Annotated in this window: 16 protein-coding genes and 1 pseudogene; 8 read left to right on the top strand and 9 right to left on the bottom strand. The window is 73.8% G+C overall.

Annotation, left to right across the window (positions count from 1 at the left end):
• Positions 1–80 precede the first annotated feature (80 nt).
• On the bottom strand, positions 81–2573 hold the full coding sequence (locus tag ACIGG8_RS26215) for a Tex family protein (protein WP_396551221.1): 2493 nt from the start codon (positions 2571–2573) through the stop codon (positions 81–83).
• 188 nt (positions 2574–2761) lie between these two features.
• Here ACIGG8_RS26215 and ACIGG8_RS26210 point away from each other — a divergent pair, with 188 nt between their 5' ends.
• Positions 2762–3154: a PPOX class F420-dependent oxidoreductase gene (locus ACIGG8_RS26210; protein ID WP_350526439.1), complete on the top strand. Its 393-nt coding sequence runs from the start codon at positions 2762–2764 to the stop codon at positions 3152–3154.
• Here the strand turns inward: ACIGG8_RS26210 and ACIGG8_RS26205 are convergent.
• On the bottom strand, positions 3141–3719 hold the full coding sequence (locus tag ACIGG8_RS26205; protein WP_396551219.1) for a hypothetical protein: 579 nt from the start codon (positions 3717–3719) through the stop codon (positions 3141–3143). The two genes, ACIGG8_RS26210 and ACIGG8_RS26205, sit on opposite strands and share 14 nt — an antisense overlap.
• Before the next feature lie 74 nt (positions 3720–3793).
• Here ACIGG8_RS26205 and ACIGG8_RS26200 point away from each other — a divergent pair, with 74 nt between their 5' ends.
• From ACIGG8_RS26200 to ACIGG8_RS26185, 4 genes are all read left to right on the top strand, one after another.
• The gene (locus ACIGG8_RS26200) at positions 3794–4693 is read left to right on the top strand and encodes an aminoglycoside phosphotransferase family protein (protein WP_396551217.1); all 900 of its coding nucleotides are present in this window, start codon (positions 3794–3796) and stop codon (positions 4691–4693) included.
• A 175-nt stretch (positions 4694–4868) separates the two neighbouring features.
• Positions 4869–5519, top strand: coding sequence for a TetR family transcriptional regulator (locus ACIGG8_RS26195; protein ID WP_350526436.1), 651 nt, complete (start codon positions 4869–4871; stop codon positions 5517–5519).
• A gap of 62 nt (positions 5520–5581) precedes the next feature.
• Positions 5582–6316 (top strand): tyrosine-protein phosphatase, encoded by a 735-nt coding sequence (locus ACIGG8_RS26190; protein ID WP_396551214.1) that lies wholly within the window; start codon positions 5582–5584, stop codon positions 6314–6316.
• Positions 6317–6453: 137 nt separating this feature from the next.
• On the top strand, positions 6454–7014 hold the full coding sequence (locus tag ACIGG8_RS26185; RefSeq protein WP_396551212.1) for a DinB family protein: 561 nt from the start codon (positions 6454–6456) through the stop codon (positions 7012–7014).
• Between the two features lie 19 nt (positions 7015–7033).
• On the opposite strand, the gene ACIGG8_RS26180 is transcribed toward ACIGG8_RS26185, so the two are convergent.
• Entirely contained in the window at positions 7034–7960 is a 927-nt protein-coding gene (locus ACIGG8_RS26180) for a pentapeptide repeat-containing protein (RefSeq protein WP_396551210.1), read from the bottom strand.
• 130 nt (positions 7961–8090) lie between these two features.
• Here ACIGG8_RS26180 and ACIGG8_RS26175 point away from each other — a divergent pair, with 130 nt between their 5' ends.
• Positions 8091–8756, top strand: a complete 666-nt coding sequence (locus ACIGG8_RS26175) for a GNAT family N-acetyltransferase (protein ID WP_396551207.1) — start codon at positions 8091–8093, stop codon at positions 8754–8756.
• Between the two features lie 50 nt (positions 8757–8806).
• Here the strand turns inward: ACIGG8_RS26175 and ACIGG8_RS26170 are convergent, their stop codons facing one another.
• Together ACIGG8_RS26170 and ACIGG8_RS26165 are read right to left on the bottom strand one after the other, a co-directional pair.
• A complete protein-coding gene (locus tag ACIGG8_RS26170) occupies positions 8807–9601 on the bottom strand; it encodes an SGNH/GDSL hydrolase family protein (protein ID WP_396551205.1) in 795 nt (264 codons plus the stop codon).
• Positions 9602–9955: 354 nt separating this feature from the next.
• Positions 9956–10309 (bottom strand): annotated as a pseudogene (locus tag ACIGG8_RS26165) (winged helix-turn-helix transcriptional regulator); the annotation flags it as partial.
• Between the two features lie 97 nt (positions 10310–10406).
• On the opposite strand from ACIGG8_RS26165, the gene ACIGG8_RS26160 reads away from it, so the two are divergent.
• Entirely contained in the window at positions 10407–11621 is a 1215-nt protein-coding gene (locus ACIGG8_RS26160) for a pyridoxal phosphate-dependent aminotransferase (protein ID WP_396551203.1), read from the top strand.
• 18 nt (positions 11622–11639) lie between these two features.
• On the top strand, positions 11640–11972 hold the full coding sequence (locus tag ACIGG8_RS26155) for a YnfA family protein (protein WP_350526430.1): 333 nt from the start codon (positions 11640–11642) through the stop codon (positions 11970–11972).
• Between the two features lie 85 nt (positions 11973–12057).
• Here ACIGG8_RS26155 and ACIGG8_RS26150 read toward each other — a convergent pair whose 3' ends face one another.
• From ACIGG8_RS26150 to ACIGG8_RS26135, 4 genes are all read right to left on the bottom strand, one after another.
• Positions 12058–13725 carry a fibronectin type III domain-containing protein gene (locus ACIGG8_RS26150; protein ID WP_396551201.1) on the bottom strand — a complete coding sequence of 556 codons (1668 nt, stop codon included), beginning with the start codon at positions 13723–13725 and terminating at the stop codon, positions 12058–12060.
• Between the two features lie 219 nt (positions 13726–13944).
• Positions 13945–14196: a hypothetical protein gene (locus ACIGG8_RS26145; RefSeq protein ID WP_350526428.1), complete on the bottom strand. Its 252-nt coding sequence runs from the start codon at positions 14194–14196 to the stop codon at positions 13945–13947.
• 118 nt (positions 14197–14314) lie between these two features.
• Complete coding sequence (locus ACIGG8_RS26140; RefSeq protein WP_396551200.1) at positions 14315–14743, bottom strand: (2Fe-2S) ferredoxin domain-containing protein; 429 nt, start codon at positions 14741–14743, stop codon at positions 14315–14317.
• Between the two features lie 207 nt (positions 14744–14950).
• On the bottom strand, positions 14951–16606 hold the full coding sequence (locus ACIGG8_RS26135) for an FAD-binding dehydrogenase (RefSeq protein WP_396551198.1): 1656 nt from the start codon (positions 16604–16606) through the stop codon (positions 14951–14953).
• Positions 16607–16759: the final 153 nt, after the last annotated feature.

Raw genomic sequence — 16759 nt, 5'->3', positions numbered from 1 at the left:
CCACCGGCCCCCGGCCGTGTCCCGGTACGGCCGTCGTCGGTACGGCCGTCCCGGTACGGCCGTCGTCCGTCCGTCCCGGCTCAGCGCCGCCCGGAGCGCCGGTCGCCGGAGCCGCCGTCGCCACCGGCCAGGCCGGCCCGGCGCAGCGCGTCCGCCATGGCGCTGTTGGCCGGAGCCGAGGAGCCGCCGGAGCCGCCCCGGTCACCCCGATCGCGCCCGCCCTGGCCGCCACCGCGCCGGTCCTGACCGCCGCGGCCGCCCTGACCGCCCTGACCGGCGCCGCGCCGCTCCTGGCGCGGCGGGCGGGCCTGCCGCTCGCCGCGGTCCCCGCGGTCGCCGCCCCGGTCGCCGCGCTCGCGCCCGACCTCGTCGTCCAGCCGCAGGGTGAGCCCGATCCGCTTGCGCGGCACGTCCACCGAGACCACCCGGACCTTCACGATGTCGCCGGGCTTGACCACCTCGCGCGGGTCCTTGACGAAGGTCCTGGACAGCGCCGAGACGTGCACCAGCCCGTCCTGGTGGACGCCCACGTCCACGAAGGCCCCGAAGGCCGCGACATTGGTGACCACGCCCTCCAGCACCATGCCGACCTCCAGGTCGCCGATCTTGTCGACGCCCTCCTTGAAGGTCGCGGTGCGGAAGGCCGGGCGCGGGTCGCGGCCGGGCTTGTCCAGCTCGCCGAGGATGTCGGTGACGGTCGGGACGCCGAAGGTCTCGTCGGCGAAGTCCGCGGGCTTCAGCGCCCGCAGCGCGGCGCCGTTGCCGATCAGAGCGCGCAGCTCCCCGCCGGTCGCGGCGAGGATGCGGCGCACCACCGGGTAGGCCTCGGGGTGCACGCTGGAGGCGTCCAGCGGGTCCTCGCCGCCGGGGATGCGCAGGAAGCCCGCGCACTGCTCGAAGGCCTTGGGGCCGAGCCGGGCGACGTCCTTGAGCTGCTTGCGGGTGCGGAACGGGCCGTTGGCGTCGCGGTGGGCGACGATGTTGTCGGCGAGCGTGCCGGTGATGCCGGAGACCCGGGTGAGCAGCGGCGCCGAGGCGGTGTTGACGTCCACGCCGACGGCGTTCACGCAGTCCTCGACCACGGCGTCCAGCGAGCGGGAGAGCTTCACCTCACTCAGGTCGTGCTGGTACTGGCCGACGCCGATCGACTTGGGGTCGATCTTGACCAGTTCGGCCAGCGGGTCCTGCAGGCGGCGGGCGATCGAGACCGCGCCGCGGATCGACACGTCCAGCTCCGGCAGCTCCTGCGAGGCGAACGCGGAGGCCGAGTAGACCGAGGCGCCGGCCTCGCTGACCATCGCCTTGGTGAGCTTCAGCTCGGGGTGGCGCTTGATCAGGTCCTCGCCCAGCTTGTCGGTCTCCCGGGAGGCGGTGCCGTTGCCGATGGCCACCAGGTCGACGTCGTGCTTCTTCGCCAGCGCGGCCAGGGTGTGCACGGCCGCGTCCCACTTGTTGGCGGGCTGGTGCGGGTAGATCGTGTCGTAGGCGACGACCTTGCCGGTGGCGTCGACCACGGCGACCTTCACCCCGGTGCGGAAGCCCGGGTCCAGGCCCATGGTGGCGCGGGTGCCGGCCGGGGCGGCGAGCAGCAGGTCGCGCAGGTTGGCGGCGAAGACGCGCACCGCCTCCTCCTCGGCCTCCGCGCGCAGCCGGGCGCGCAGGTCGATGCCGAGGCGCACCAGGATCCGGGTGCGCCAGGCCCAGCGCACGGTGTCGCCGAGCCACTTGTCGGCCGGGCGGCCGCGGTCGGCGATGCCGAAGCGGGCGGCGATCCGCTGCTCGTAGTCGCTCCCGCCGGGCAGGTCCCCTTCGGACTCGCCGTCGTAGGGCGAGAGTTCGAGGTCGAGCACCTCCTCCTTCTCGCCGCGCAGCATCGCCAGGATGCGGTGCGAGGGGAGCTTGGTGTACGGCTCCGCGAAGTCGAAGTAGTCGGCGAACTTGGCGCCGTCCTGCTCCTTGCCGTCGCGGACGGTGGCGACCACGCGGCCTCGGGTCCACATCCGCTCGCGCAGCGAGCCGACCAGGTCGGCGTCCTCGCCGAAGCGCTCGACCAGGATCGCGCGGGCGCCCTCCAGGGCCGCCGGGGCGTCCGCCACCGACTCGTTGAGGTACCCGGCGGCGAGCGTCGCCGGGTCCTGCGCGGGGTCGGCGAGCAGGGTGTCGGCCAGCGGCTCCAGCCCGGCCTCCCGGGCGATCTGCGCCTTGGTGCGCCGCTTCGGCTTGAACGGCAGGTAGATGTCCTCCAGCCGCGCCTTGGAGTCGGCGGCCAGCACCCGGGCGCGCAGCGCGTCGTCCAGCTTGCCCTGGGACTCGATCGACTCCAGGACGGCCGCCCGGCGCTCCTCCAGTTCGCGCAGGTAGCGCAGCCGTTCCTCCAGGCCGCGCAGCTGGGCGTCGTCGAGCGAGCCGGTGACCTCCTTGCGGTAGCGGGCCACGAACGGGACGGTCGCGCCGCCGTCGAGCAGGTCGACGGCCGCCTTCACCTGCCCCTCGCGGACGCCCAGTTCCTCGGCGATCTTGCGTTCGATCGCCTGCTGGCCCTGGCGGGCCGCCTGTTCGACTGGCGTGGTCACGAAGCCGGTCACCTTCTCCTTCAGTGCTTTCGCCGTACGCCCTGCATTCTGGCAGGTGCCGACGACGACGCCCGGCCGCACCCGTGGCGGCCGGGCGTGGCGCGCCCGGCCGGCGGCCCCGGGCGGGCCGCCGACGGCCCCAAGAAGGCTCAAGCGATGCCCAGTTGCCCCTGCATAGCCTGGCGGGCATGGACACTCTGGACGCTGCCGCCGAGTTGGAGCGGCTCGCCGCCGCCAAGTACCTGCTGTTCACCACCTACCGGAGGAACGGCACCCCGGTGGCCACCCCGGTCTGGGTCGCGCGGGACGGCGACGCGCTGGTCTTCACCACGGTGACGAAGACCGGCAAGGTCAAGCGCCTGCGCAACCGCTCGGACGTACTGGTCGGCCCGAGCGACATCCGCGGCAACCTGCTCGGCGCGCAGGTCCCGGCCACGGCCGTGCTCGACCCGGTCCGGGCGCCCGCCTACCGCAAGCTGCTGCGCCGCAAGTACGGGCTGCTGTGCGCGATCGCGCTGACCGCGAACGTGCTGCGGTTCGGCAAGGACGGCACGATCGGGGTGCGGGTCACCCCAGCGTGAGCGAGTCGCTGGGCCGGCCGTCGGCGGCGAGGTCGATCACCTTCGTCGTGCTGCCGCTCGTCAGCCGGACCCGGTCCGGGCCGTCCCAGGCGGCGTCGATCTCGTCGTCGTAGCGGAAGCCCGCGTGGGCGATCGGCCAGCGGCGGGCGGTCAGGCCGGTGCCCTGGTCGACGAAGACCCACTGGGCGGTGCTGAGCATCCCGGGCTCCTCCTGCCGGACGATCCGGCGGTCGGAGCGGTCGGGTGCCCGCTGCGTCCCGGTGTCGTACGGGGCGTCCAGGAAGAGCCACAGCGGCACCGTCGCCACGGCCGCCAGCAGCACGCCGACGCCCAGGACCACCCGGATCCAGGCCCGCCAGGTGACGCAGTACAGCACCACCAGCAGCAGCGGCAGCGCGGCGGTGAACAGCAGCAGCGGCCGGTCGAACCAGCCGCGCAGCACCAGCAGGCCGCCCGGGCGCTCGCTGTACCGCCCGACCGCGCCCAGCAGGACGAGCAGCGCGAGCGCCGCCGACGCCGCGCGCAGGGCCCGACGCTCGCCCGCCGTCTGCTGACTGATCACCATGTCGTCAGCCTACAAGTCAGCGCAGTTGGGGAATACGGCTGAACGGAAACGATCGGCGCTGTACGCTGCCGGGCATGTGCGCTGCCACCCGGATGCACCCCGACGAGCCGGTGGTCGACGCGGCCCTGGTGAGGCGTCTGATCTCCGCCCAGTTCCCGCAGTGGGAGCACCTTCCGATCACCCCGGTCGGCTCCGCGGCGGCGGACAACGCGATGTTCCGCCTCGGGCCCGAACTCGCCGTCCGGCTGCCCCGGGTGGAGTGGGCGGCGGGCGACCTCCGCCGGGAACGCCAGTGGCTGCCCCGGCTGGCGCCGCGGCTCCCGCTGCCGATCCCCGCCCCGCTCGCCGTCGGCCGGCCCGCCGCGGGCTACCCGTGGGAGTGGGCGGTGCTGCACTGGATCGACGGCGTCAACCCGGCCGTCGGCACCCTCGCCGCACCCGACGCGCTGGCCCGCGACCTGGCCGGCTTCGTCAACGCCCTGCGCGCCGTCGACCCGGCCGACGCCCCCGCCGGCCACCGCAGCGTCCCGCTCGCCTCCCGCGACGGCGCGACCCGCGCGGCCATCGCCCAGCTCGCCGGCTCGATCGACACCGCGGCCGCGACCGCGCTGTGGGACAAGGCCCTGCGCCTGCCCGACCACGCCGGACCGCCGCAGTGGATGCACGGCGACCTCACCCCAGGCAATCTGCTGCTCTCCCGGTCCGGCCGGCTCGCCGCCGTCATCGACTTCGCGCTGATGGGCGTCGGCGATCCGACCGCCGACCTGATCGCCGCCTGGAACCTGCTGCCGGCCGCCGCCCGCCCCGCCTTCCGCGCCGCTCTGCGCGCCGACGACGCGATGTGGGCCCGCGGCCGCGCCTGGGCCTTCTCCATCGCCCTGGTGACGATCCCGTACTACCGTCACACCGACGCGGCCCTGACCGCCAACGCCCGCCACGTCGTCCGCGAGGTGCTCGCCGACCGCAGCGTCTGACCGCTCCCCCGCAACGGCCCGCCGCTCCCGGGGGGCCGTCGCTCCCCAGGGGGCCGCGGGCGGCGGCCAAGGCGTCCGCGAGGTCGGTCGGCGCGGGCCGCGCGGCGGCCGGGCACCGGCGCGCCGACCGGGTAAAAAACCTTCCCGAGTCAAGATCCTCTGCTAGCCTGGACCCATGACTGGACTGCGCGAGCGCAAGAAGGAGCAGACCCGGCGGGCCATCTCCGAGGCAGCCATCGCGCTCTTCCTGGAGCGCGGGTTCGACCAGGTGTCGGTGGCGGAGGTCGCGGCGGCCGCCGAGGTCTCCAAGCCGACGCTGTTCTCCTACTTCCCCAGCAAGGAGGACCTGGTCGTCCACCGCTTCGCCGACCACCAGGAGCAGGCGGCCGACGTCGTCCGCAACCGGCTCGCCGGCGAACCGGTGCTCGACGCCCTGCTCAGGGACTTCCTGACCGGCCTCACCCGGCGCGACCCCGTCACCGGCCTCAACGACCACCCCGCCGTCCTCGCCTTCACCGCCCTCGTGTACGGCACCCCGAGCCTGGCCGCCCGGGTCGGCGCGTACGTGTCCCGCGCCGAACGCTCCCTGGCCGACGCCCTCTGCGGGGTCCCCGAACTCCCCGAACCCCGCGCGCTCACCGCCGCGCTGCTCGCCGCCCAGGTCACCGCCACCCAGCGCGTCCTGGCCCTGCACAACTGGCAGCGCATCCAGGAGGGCGGCCGCACCGCCGACGACCTGCACGCCGAGGCCGCCGGCGACGCCACCCGCGCCTTCGACCTCCTCGCCCACGGCTACGGCCACCCCGCCCCCGGGCGAGACGGCTGAACCGATGGACCGCTGAGCGGTTGTACGGTTGAACGGTTGAACGGCTGGCTAGAGTGCCGCGCATGACAACGCGTCACCACAGCTTCGATGCCCTGCACAACTTCCGCGACCTGGGCGGGTACCCGGCCGCCGGCGGACGGTCCGTACGGTGGGGCCTGCTCTACCGCTCCGACTCGCTCGGCAAGCTCTCCTCCCCCGCCGACCTCGACCGGCTGCGGGCCCTCGGCGTCCGGACCGTGATCGACCTGCGCTACCCCTGGGAGATCGCCGCCAAGGGCCGGGTCCCCGAGGTCGACGGGCTGGAGTACCACAACCTGTCGATCGAGCACCGCCCGTACGACCAGGCCGAGATCGACCCGGAGCTCGACCCCTGGCGCTACCTCGCCGACCGCTTCGCCGAGGTCGCCGAGGACGGGGTGAAGGAGATCCGGCAGGTCCTGGAGGTGATCGCCGCCGCCGACGCCCCGGTGGTCTTCCACTGCGCCTCCGGCAAGGACCGCACCGGGCTCATCGCGGCCCTGCTGCTCACCCTGCTCGGCGTCGGCGAGGACGACATCGCCGCCGACTTCGCCCTCACCGAGCTCGCCACCCCGCACTTCGTCGCCGAGTGGCACGCCGCCCACCCCGACCGCACCCTGCGCTGGCCCGGCTACGGCCGCGCCCCGGAGGCCGTCATCCGCCTCACGCTCGCCGACCTCGCCGCCCGCCACGGCTCGGTCGAGGCCTACCTCAGCGGCACCCTCGGCATCGACCGGGGCCAGGCCGACGCCCTGCGCGCCCGGCTGCTGACCGACTGAACGGCAGCCGAGGAGCGGTAGAGGATCGCTGAGGGGAACCGCCGAGGACCGGCCGCGCGGGAAGTCGGCCGGTCCGACTTCCCGCGCAGGCGATAACTCGCTGGCAGGCGGCGGTGGTTGCAGGCGACGATGCGGACATGACCGAACACCCCGCACGATGGACCGAGGCGACCGTCCACCCCGACATGTGGGCCGACCCGGACGACGACCCCCGCAACAGCGACGGGCCGAGTCCGGACGGCGAACTCGGCCCGCTGATCGACTGTCTGACGAACTACCGGCTGACCCTGCGGATGAAGTGCGAGGGGCTGGACGCCGAACAGCTGGCCCGCCGCTCGGTGCCGCCGTCGACGATGTCGCTGCTGGGGCTGGTGCGCCACCTGGCCGAGGTCGAGCGCGACTGGCGCAACTGGGTCACCGGCGGCGAGCGGCTCCCGAAGCTCTACGGGCCGCGGGACGCGGACTTCGACGGCGCGGTGGCCGAACCGGCCGTGGTGGAGGCCGCGTTCCGGGACCTGGAACGCGAACAGGCCGCGACCGACGCCCTGCTCAGCGGGTTCCCGGACCTCGGCGAGCGACTCGGGAAGGACGGCATCGCCGTCCGGGAGCTGCTGGTGCACCGGATCGACGAGTACGCCCGGCACTGCGGGCACGCCGACCTGCTGCGCGAGTGCGTCGACGGCCGGGTCGGCCAGTAGGCCCCGGACCGTCGCGGCCTCAGCGGCGACGCCCCCGGGCCGGCCGCCCGCCCTTGCCGGGCCCGGACCGGGGCTTCGCCGCCGGGCGCGCCGCCGCGGGCACCGCGGTGTCGGGCCAGTGGGCCGGGCGGGTGAGGCCGGCCGGGAGGCGGGTGGCGGAGTCGCCGCGGGCGGCGTGGAGCTGGGCCTGGGTGAGGAAGAGCGCCGTGCTGAGGTCGGCGCCGGCCAGGTCGGTGTCGCGCAGGTCGGCGCCGATCAGATCGGCCAGGCGCAGGTCCGCGCCGGAGAGGTCGGCGGCCACCAGCAGGGCTCCGCGCAGGTTCGCGCCCCGCAGGTCGGCACCGCGCAGCCGGGCGCCGAAGAGGTCACCGCCGCGGTGCTCCCGGCGGTTCGGGACACCGGCGCGGACGAGTTCGCCGGCGCGCAGCAGGAGTTCGCTGACGCGCTGCCGGTGGGCCGGGACGTCGAGGGCGAGGATCTCCTCGGGGGTGCCGCCGGCCAGCCGGTCGGTCTCCTCCAGGGCCTGCCGCAGCTCGGGGTGGACGGCGCGGGCGGGCTCGAAGGTGAGCGCCTCGGTCAGGTACCGGAGGAGTTCGTGCAGCTGCCGGACGACCGGGAAGACCTCGAACATCGGCCCGGCGCTGTCCGGCTCCTCGCGCCAGCTGCGCCCGCCGAAGGTCACCTGGGAGACCCTCTGCCCGGCGCCGAAGCAGTCGTAGACGGTGCAGCCCTGGAAGCCGCTGTCGCGCAGGCGCGCGTGGATGCCGCAGCTGAAGTCGGCCTGCAGGTTGCGGCACGGGCTCCCGGCGGCCTTGTTCACGGCGAAGTCGGACCCGGCGGCGAACGGCAGCGCGACGCAGCAGAGCCCGAAGCAGCTGCTGCAGTCGGACCGGAGCGGGGTCGGCTCGGCCGCCGTGGGGTCCTGCGGCGACTCGGTCTCGCGCACGTTCCGGGGTCCTTCCAGCCGGGCGCCGGTGCGGCGCCGTGAACCCCGAAATCCTACTGGGCAGACCACCCCCATCGCCGGTAAGGTGTGAAAAGCATCAGAGGCTGTTACATGCAACGAGGTGGGCATCATGCAGGAGCCGGACACCAGGGAACTGGTCCGGATGTGGATCTCGGGCTGGGTCGTGTCGCGCGGCGCCGCCGAGCCGGTCGACCAGCCCTGGGGCTGGAGCATCGACGTCGGCTCACCGACCGGGGAGGTGGGCCGGCACGTGCTGCCCGAGCCGACCGAGGCCGAGGTCCGCAAGATCGCCGAGGCCACCACCGCGCCGACCACCTGGCTGAAGCTGTTCGCCGAGGACGCCACCGTACTCCCCTGGCTGGGCCCGCAGTGGCGGCAGGACCAGCCGGGCTTCCTGATGAGCGTCCCGCTCGCCCCCGAGCGGCCGGCGGCCCCGGCCGGCCACACCGTCACCACCTGGGAGCGCGGCGGCGTCATCCGGACGATGGTGCGCACCGAGGACGGGCACCTGGCGGCGCGCGGCCAGGCCGGCCTGGCCGGACCGGTCGCCGTGCCCGACCAGATCACCACCGCGCCCGGGTTCCGCCGCCGGGGCCTGGGCGCCCTGGTGATGCGCACGCTGCAGTCCGCCGCGTACGAGCGGGGCGCGCGCACCGGCGTGCTGGTCGGCACCCCGGATGGACAGGCGCTCTACACCGCGCTTGGCTGGACCACCCACTCCCCCATGGCGAGCCTGGTCCTGGACCCGACCGACCCGCAGGCCCAGGACTCGTAGGGGTCCGGCTCGTAGGGGTCACGGCTCCCTGGAGTCAGGACTCGTGCGAGTCAGGACTCCTGGGAGTACGGCAGGAGTTCGGCCCGCTTCGGCGGGCGCCCGTCGCCGGAAGAGCGGCCGGTGAGGCGGCGGCCGACCCACGGGCCGAGGTGGGTGCGCAGCCAGCGGGCGTCGGCGCGCAGGCGCTCGGTCCGGCCGGGCGGGGCGGCGACGGGCAGCGGGGCGCGCCAGTCGAAGGCGGCCGGGCGGCCGAGCGCCTCCAACACGCCCTCGGCGACCCGCCGGTGCCCCTCGGGCGAGAGGTGCAGCCGGTCCTCGGCCCACAGCCGGCGGTCGTCGAAGCAGGGCGCGGAGAAGAGGTCGACCACCGCGAAGCCGTCCTGGCGGCCGAGCTCCTGCACGAAGGCCTTCATCCGCAGGATGGTGGGCAGCAGCCGGGCGCTGCCCGCCATCCTGCGGGTGGGGTCGGTGCTGGTGAACAGGACCACGGTGGCGCCACCGGCCCGCAGCTCGCGGGCGCAGTCGCCGAGCAGTTGCTCGACCCTCTCGATGTCGCAGCCGGGGCGCAGCACGTCGTTGAGACCGCCGGCCAGGGTGACCAGGTCGGCGCCCATGGCGGCGGCGGGGGCGAGCTGCTCGTCGTGGATCTGCCCGATGAGCTTGCCGCGGACGGCGAGGTTGGCGTACCGGAAGTCCCCGTCGGCGCGCTCCGCCGCCAGCGCCGAGGCGACCCGGTCGGCCCAGCCGCGGTAGTGGCCGTCGGGCAGCAGGTCGTCGCACATGCCCTCGGTGAAGGAGTCGCCGAGGGCGACGTAGCCGGCGTAGCTGCGATGGGTGGTGGGCACGGGCGGGGGCCTCCGCTCTCCTGGGACGGCTTCGCGGTCCGACGATCGTACGTGCGCGTCGGTGCGGCTCCGCAGTCAGGCCCCTGACCTCGGTGCTCATCGGGCGTCGACCGTTCGTTTATCGGCCCGCGCCATCCTGGGCGCACGGGGCGGCGGCCGGCGACGGGGGCCTTGCCGCTGCCCCCGCTCACCCGCCACGCGCCCACCGCGCCCACCGCGCCCACCGCACCCAAGGGGCCATCGGGCCACCGCGCCACCGCGCCACCGCGCCGCCGAGCCGTCGCGCTGCCGGGCCGCCGGGCCACCGGCTCGTCAGAGCGCGACGGCCGCCTCGTCCCCCGCCTTGCGGGGCGTGAACCAGTGCTCGCGCACGGCGTCGGTGGGCCGCTGCTCGCCGAGCGCGGCCAGGCCCCACTCCCCCAGCGCCTCGATGACCGGTCGCAGTTCGCGCCCGCGCTCGGTGAGCTCGTAGACCGTCGCGTTGGCCGGCCGTTCCAGTCGCCGCCGCGCGACCAGGCCCTCGCCCTCCAGCTGCTTGAGCCGGGTGGCCAGGATGTCGGTGGAGACGCCGGGCAGGTCGGCGTGCAGGTCGGTGTAGCGGCGCGGGCCGGCCAGGAGTTCACGGACGATCAGGAGGCTCCAGCGCTCCCCCACCGCGTCCAGGGCGCGGGCGACGGCGCAGTACTGGTCGTAGCTTCGGCGTGACATGTGGATCAGCATAGCCAAGAGGTTGGACTTTCCAAGTGCCAACTTGGTAGAACAAAGCAGAAGCAACGGAGCGGTGGTGACGGTCGGGAGGCCGCAGATGGAGTTTCGGCAGTCCAGCAAGCTGAATGACGTGTGCTACGAGATCCGCGGTCCGGTGGTCGACCAGGCCAACGCCCTGGAGGAGGCCGGGCACACCGTGCTGCGGCTGAACACCGGCAACCCGGCCCCGTTCGGCTTCGAGGCGCCCGAGGAGATCGTCCAGGACATCATCCGCAACCTGCCCAAGGCGCACGGCTACAGCGACTCCCGCGGCATCCTGCCGGCCCGCCGCGCGGTGGTGCAGTACTACCAGCAGCGCGGGGTCCAGGGCGTCGACGTCAACGACGTCTACCTCGGCAACGGCGCCTCCGAGCTGATCCAGATGGCCGTCACCGCACTGGTGGACGACGGCGACGAGGTGCTCGTGCCGATGCCCGACTACCCGCTGTGGACGGCGGTGGTCCGGCTGGCCGGCGGCAAGGCCGTGCACTACCTGTGCGACGAAGAGGCCGAGTGGTACCCGGACCTGGACGACATCGCCGCCAAGATCACCACCCGCACCAAGGCGATCGTCGTCATCAACCCCAACAACCCCACCGGCGCGGTCTACCCGAAGGAACTGCTGGAGGGCATCCTCGACCTGGCCCGCCGCCACCAGCTGATGGTCCTGGCCGACGAGATCTACGACAAGATCCTCTATGACGGCACCGAGCACCACTGCCTGGCCGCCCTCGCGGACGACGTGCTCACCCTCACCTTCAACGGCCTCTCCAAGTCCTACCGGGTGGCCGGCTTCCGCAGCGGCTGGCTGGTCGTCTCCGGCCCCAAGCAGCACGCCACCGACTACCTGGAGGGCCTCACCATGCTCTCCGGCATGCGGCTGTGCCCCAACGTGCCCGCCCAGTACGCCGTCCAGGCCGCGCTCGGCGGTCACCAGTCCATCAACGACCTGGTGCTGCCCGGCGGCCGGCTCACCGAGCAGCGCGACATCGCGGTCCGGGCGCTCAACGAGATCCCCGGCGTCAGCTGCGTCAAGCCCAAGGGCGCCCTGTACGCCTTCGCCAAGCTGGACCCGGCGGTGCACCGGATCGTCGACGACGAGCAGTTCGTGCTGGACCTGCTGCTGCGCGAGAAGATCCACGTCGTCCAGGGCACCGGCTTCAACTGGCCCCGCCCGGACCACTTCCGCTTCGTCACCCTGCCCCGCGCCGACGACCTGGAGACGGCCGTCAACCGGATCGGGCGCTTCCTGGCGACGTACCGCCAGAGCTGAGCCCCTACCCTCGCACCCATGACCGTCCTGCGCTCGATCGCCCTGTTCGTCCTCGCCGCGCTCGCCGAGATCGGCGGCTGCTGGCTGGTCTGGCAGAGCGTGCGCGAGCAACGGCCTTGGTGGCTGGCCGGGTTGGGCGTGGTGGCGCTCGGCGCGTACGGCTTCGTCGCGGCGCTGCAGCCGGACAGCCAGTTCGGCCGGGTGCTGGCGGCGTACGGCGGGGTGTTCGTGGCCGGCTCGCTGCTCTGGGGCGTGCTCGTCGACGGCTTCCGGCCGACCCGCTACGACGTGGCGGGCGCGCTGATCTGCCTGGCCGGGGTCGCCGTCATCATGTACGGCCCCCGGCGCTGACCCGCCGGACGACCGGCCACCGCGGACGCACCGGTGCCGCGGTGTCGGGCTTCCGACACCGCGGCACCGGTGCGACCGCCCGGGACTACCAGCCCCAGCCGCCGCCCTCGCCGTCGTCGTCGCGGCCGGAGTCCCAGCCCTCGCCGACCTTGCGCAGGATGGTGTAGTTGTCGATCTGCGTGCCGTCCTCGGCCAGCGCGGTGACCTTCATGGTCGACTTCTGGCCCAGGTGGGCCGGGGTGACATCGACCTTGATGAAGGAGTAGCCGGTGTAGCGCACCCGCGACCACTGGATGGTCTCGGGGGTCTTCACCCGGCCCTTGCTCCAGTAGTACGTGGTGACCTCGTCCTGGTGGTTCTCGTGCCCCTCGTAGGTGTCCGGCGCGTCGAACTTGTACAGGCTGCGGCCGGCCGCGCCCGCGGTCACGTAGACCACGCCGTCCTTCTCGGGCTCGATGGTGGCGCCGCTCGGCACCTGCTTCGAGACCTTGTTGCCGAGGATGGCGTCGGTGCGCTCGTAGATGTGGTTGTGGCCGTTGATGACCAGGTCCACCCGGTACTTCTCGAACAGCGGCACCCAGGCCTCGCGGACACCGCCCTCGGAGGCGTGCGCGACGGTGGTGGAGAAGGCGCAGTGGTGGAAGAAGACCACGACGAAGTCGATGGTCTCGTCGCTGCGCAGGTCCTTGAGGGTGCGCTCCAGCCACTTGGTCTGCTTGCCCGCCGAGAGGCCCAGGTTGGCCGGGATCTCGTAGGAGACGTCGTTGGCGTCGAGGGAGATCACGCCGACGTTCTTGTAGCGGAAGGTGTAGACGCCCGGGACGGTGCGCGGGTCCGGACCGTTGTTCGGCAGGTAGAAGCGGGTGTTCTCGCCGCCGTAGCCGTTGGGCGAGTACCAGGCCTCGATGTCGTGGTTGCCGTAGGAGACCATCCACGGGATCTCGGCGGCGACCGTCTCGGTCTGGACCAGGAAGTCGTCCCAGGTCTTCGCGTTGTAGACGGACTTGTCCGGGTCGGTGCCGGAGCCGGCCGGGTCGGCGTAGCAGATGTCGCCGGCGTGCAGGTGGAAGGACGGCTTCTGCGCCTTGATGATGTGGTCGTTGCCGGCCGCGTGGGCGCTGACGCCCTGGTCACCGAAGGCGGTGAAGGTGAACGGCTCGTACACCTTGCCCCAGCGGTGGTCGCGGGAGGGCGCGGTGCGGAAGGTGTGCAGGGTGGAGATCTGCTGCTGCGACGCGGGGTCGAAGCCCTCGTGGCCGACGCCGTAGTAGTACGTGGTGTCGGGGTGCAGGTCCTCCAGCGCCACGTGCAGGTAGTACTGGTCCACCGGCTGGCTGCCCGGGGTCAGCGCCGGGGTGTGCAGCGCGCGGACCTCGGCCTGCACCTTGTGGCTGAGCTCCCACGGGGTCTTGCCGAAGCGCAGGAACGGCTTCTTGACCGGCGCCGGGACCTGCCAGGAGATGCGGAACTGGGTGTCCGGCTCGGGGCCGAACTGGAGGTGGCGGCCGACCGGCGCGACCAGCGAGCCGTCGATGCCGTCCGTCGTGCCGCCCGTCAGCAGCTGCGGGCCGGCCGGCGCCGCGAAGGCGGTGCCGCTGCCCAGGGCACCGCCGACGGCGACGGCACCGACGGTCACGGCACCGGCGCGCAGCATCCGGCGGCGGGAGAAGCGGGCCCGCAGGTACTCGTGCTGCTCGGCCATGCTCATGCGGTCGGCAAGCTTGGCCGGCACGCCCATGTTGGGGATATCCATGCGCGGGACTCTGTCAGCGGCGCGTGGATCTGACGCGGACGCCCGGTGAACGGGCCGCAGCGTGTCCCCCATTCGAACACCAATGTTCGACCATGGTTCGGTAAAGGGCGTGTCCGCGTCGATCCGACGCCGGATCATGGCCCCCGCCGACCGGTCCACTTGAGTCCGTGTCGGCGCGGCCTCCCCCGGTGGGAACGGCGTACCGGAGGGGCAGGCGGGTCAGGAGGGCTCGTCCCACTGCGTGGCGGTGCGGTTCCCGGTGCCGTCGCAGGTGCGGCAGATCTCGTCCCGGTAGGCGTGCTTGGCGCCGGTCGCGTCCACCCGGTAGCGCACGTACACCCCGGTGCCGTCGCACAGGAAGCAGTTGCCGCCCCCGCCGCCCACCTCGGTGGTGCCGGTGCCCTGGCAGGTCCGGCAGTTGAGGCCGGCGGTCCGTCCGGTGCCCGCGCAGATGCGGCAGACCGTCGTCATCGTCTTCCTCCCTGGCGCGGAACGGCTCGGTGCCACCGGTCATGCTAGTGGTGCGGACCGCCGGACTACCCCGGGACGACCATATGACGATCGGTCAGGTCGGGCCCGGCGGCGGACACTACTCCGACAGGCCCTCGCGGACCCGCCGGGAGACCGAGATCAGCTGGAGGTCGAGCAGACCGGGCGGCTCGGCGAGCCCGGGGCCGCCCGCGCGCACCCAGGCGGCTATGTCGTCGATCATCTCGTCCATCAGGACGAAGCCGAGCCAGACCGGCCGCCCGCCCGCGGCCCGACCCTCGCTGGAGGGCCCGACCACCACCACGTTGGACTGGCTGCACACGTCCAGGCACTTGACGGCACGGACCCGGCCCGCCGCCCCCACCGCCGTCCGCAGCCGCTCGTACTGCCCCGCGTGGTCCACCCCGGGGTGCTTCGCCTCGGTGCCGCAGCAGCAGCCGCGGCAGACGGTCACGGTCACCGGGGAGCCGGCGCCCCGCTTCCGGTCGTGGTCCCGGGCGCCGTCACGGTCACGGTCTCGGCGGCTCATCGGTTCTGGATACCCCTCGTGGTCGGCGGCGCGCTCTGCACCGGCACTGTACCCGCCGGTCAGGGGCCGCCCACCAGGCCTGACGCCCCGTGCCCCCGGGCGGGCCACCGTCGAACCGCCCGCCGCCGCACCGACCGCCGTCGAACCGCCCGCCGCCCGCCGCCCGCCGTCGAACTGCCCGCCGTCGAACTGCCCGCCGCCCGCCGGCTATCCGACCGCCTGCGCCGCGGCCCGCCCCGCCGTACGGCCCGAGAACAGGCACCCGCCCAGGAACGTCCCCTCCAGCGAGCGGTAGCCGTGCACGCCCCCGCCGCCGAAGCCCGCCGCCTCGCCCGCCGCGTACAGGCCCGGCAGCACCTCCCCGTCCGGCCGCAGCACCCGGGAGGACAGGTCCGTCTCCAGCCCGCCCAGCGACTTGCGGGTCAGGATGTTGAGCCGCACGGCGATCAGCGGGGCGGCGCCGGGGTCGAGGATGCGGTGCGGGGCGGCGGTGCGCACGAGCTTGTCGCCGAGGTAGCGGCGGGCGCCGTGGATGGCGGTGACCTGGAGGTCCTTGGCGAAGGGGTTGGCCAGCTGGCGGTCGCGGTCCTCGACGGTGCGGCGCAGCGCGTCCGGGTCGATCAGCGGCTCGCGGGTCTTGGCGTTCATGCCGCGGGCGAGGTCGGCGAGGTTGCCCGCGACCACGAAGTCCCGTCCGTGCCGCAGGTGGCCCAGGACCGGGCCGGGGGCGCCGGGCAGGGCGCGGCCGAGCACGCCGCGCACGGACTTCCCGGTCAGGTCCGGGTTCTGCTCGGAGCCGGAGAGGGTGAACTCCTTCTCGATGATGCGCTGGTTGAGCACGAACCAGGTGTACTCGTACCCGGTGGACATGATGTGCTCCAGCGTCCCGAGGGTGTCGAAGCCGGGGAACAGCGGGACGGGCAGCCGCCGGCCGCGCGCGTCCAGCCAGAGCGAGGACGGGCCGGGCAGGATCCGGATGCCGTGCCGGGCCCAGATCGGGTCCCAGTTCTCGATGCCCTCGGTGTAGTGCCACATCCGGTCGCCGTTGATCAGGCTGGCGCCGGCCGCGCCGGCGATGTCCAGCATCAGGCCGTCCACGTGCGCGGGCACGCCGGAGAGCAGCTTGGCGGGCGGGGTGCCGAGCCGGGCCGGCCAGGCCTTGCGGACCAGGTCGTGGTTGCCGCCGATGCCGCCGGAGGTGACGACCACGGCCTGGGCGCGCAGTTCGAAGTGCCCGGCGACCATGCGGGAGCTGGCCTCGCCCCGGCCGGCCGGGCTCGGCTCCAGCACCTCGCCGGTGACGGTGTCGACGGCGCCCGCGGTGGCGGACAGCCCGGTGACGCGGTGCCGGAAGCGCAGGTCCACCAGCCCGCGGGCGGCGGCGTCGCGGACCCGGCGCACGAAGGGCGCCAGCAGTCCGGGGCCGGTGCCCCAGGTGATGTGGAAGCGCGGCACCGAGTTGCCGGGTCCGTCGGCGAGGAATCCGCCGCGCTCGGCCCAGCCGACCACCGGGAAGAACCGCACGCCCATCCCGCGCAGCCAGGAGCGCTTCTCGCCCGCGGCGAAGTCCACGTACGCCTCGGCCCAGCGGCGCGGCCAGGCGTCCTCGGGGCGGTCGAAGCCGGCCGTGCCGAGCCAGTCCTGCCAGGCGAGGGCGTGCGAGTCGCGGATCCGCATCCGGCGCTGCTCGGGCGAGTCGACCAGGAAGAGGCCGCCGAAGGACCAGTGCGCCTGTCCGCCGAGCGAGGCCGCCGGCTCCTGGTCGAGCAGGATCACCTTCCGTCCGGTGTCGGCGAGTTCGGCGGCCGCGGCGAGGCCGGCGAGGCCCGCCCCGATGACGATGACGTCGGCGTCCAGGGCCATGCGCTGTCCTCCGTGGCGGCTCGCGGTGGCGGCGGGCCCGGGGGTGCGCCGTCGCCGTGCGCCCGATACTGCGGCCTGCGGTGACGTCCGGTCAACCGGTTGTCGACCAGCCGGTAACAAGCGCGTGCGCGAATTCCGCTCCACAGCGTTTCG

It is taken from the genome of Kitasatospora sp. NPDC085464, from assembly GCF_044541955.1.
In the GTDB taxonomy this organism is placed as follows: Bacteria; Actinomycetota; Actinomycetes; order Streptomycetales; family Streptomycetaceae; genus Kitasatospora.
This window is presented reverse-complemented; position numbering and strand designations above follow the sequence as displayed.

Excerpts from the sequence above, each read along its gene's own strand:
- ACIGG8_RS26210 (WP_350526439.1), top strand. The coding sequence starts at position 2,762 with ATGGACACTCTGGACGCTGCCGCCGAGTTGGAGCGGCTCGCCGCCGCC.
- ACIGG8_RS26200 (WP_396551217.1), top strand. The coding sequence starts at position 3,794 with ATGTGCGCTGCCACCCGGATGCACCCCGACGAGCCGGTGGTCGACGCG.
- ACIGG8_RS26205 (WP_396551219.1), bottom strand. The coding sequence starts at position 3,719 with ATGGTGATCAGTCAGCAGACGGCGGGCGAGCGTCGGGCCCTGCGCGCG.
- ACIGG8_RS26185 (WP_396551212.1), top strand. The coding sequence starts at position 6,454 with ATGACCGAACACCCCGCACGATGGACCGAGGCGACCGTCCACCCCGAC.
- ACIGG8_RS26150 (WP_396551201.1), bottom strand. The coding sequence starts at position 13,725 with ATGGATATCCCCAACATGGGCGTGCCGGCCAAGCTTGCCGACCGCATG.
- ACIGG8_RS26140 (WP_396551200.1), bottom strand. The coding sequence starts at position 14,743 with ATGAGCCGCCGAGACCGTGACCGTGACGGCGCCCGGGACCACGACCGG.
- ACIGG8_RS26135 (WP_396551198.1), bottom strand. The coding sequence starts at position 16,606 with ATGGCCCTGGACGCCGACGTCATCGTCATCGGGGCGGGCCTCGCCGGC.
- ACIGG8_RS26145 (WP_350526428.1), bottom strand. The coding sequence starts at position 14,196 with ATGACGACGGTCTGCCGCATCTGCGCGGGCACCGGACGGACCGCCGGC.
- ACIGG8_RS26195 (WP_350526436.1), top strand. The coding sequence starts at position 4,869 with ATGACTGGACTGCGCGAGCGCAAGAAGGAGCAGACCCGGCGGGCCATC.
- ACIGG8_RS26160 (WP_396551203.1), top strand. The coding sequence starts at position 10,407 with ATGGAGTTTCGGCAGTCCAGCAAGCTGAATGACGTGTGCTACGAGATC.
- ACIGG8_RS26190 (WP_396551214.1), top strand. The coding sequence starts at position 5,582 with ATGACAACGCGTCACCACAGCTTCGATGCCCTGCACAACTTCCGCGAC.
- ACIGG8_RS26175 (WP_396551207.1), top strand. The coding sequence starts at position 8,091 with ATGCAGGAGCCGGACACCAGGGAACTGGTCCGGATGTGGATCTCGGGC.
- ACIGG8_RS26155 (WP_350526430.1), top strand. The coding sequence starts at position 11,640 with ATGACCGTCCTGCGCTCGATCGCCCTGTTCGTCCTCGCCGCGCTCGCC.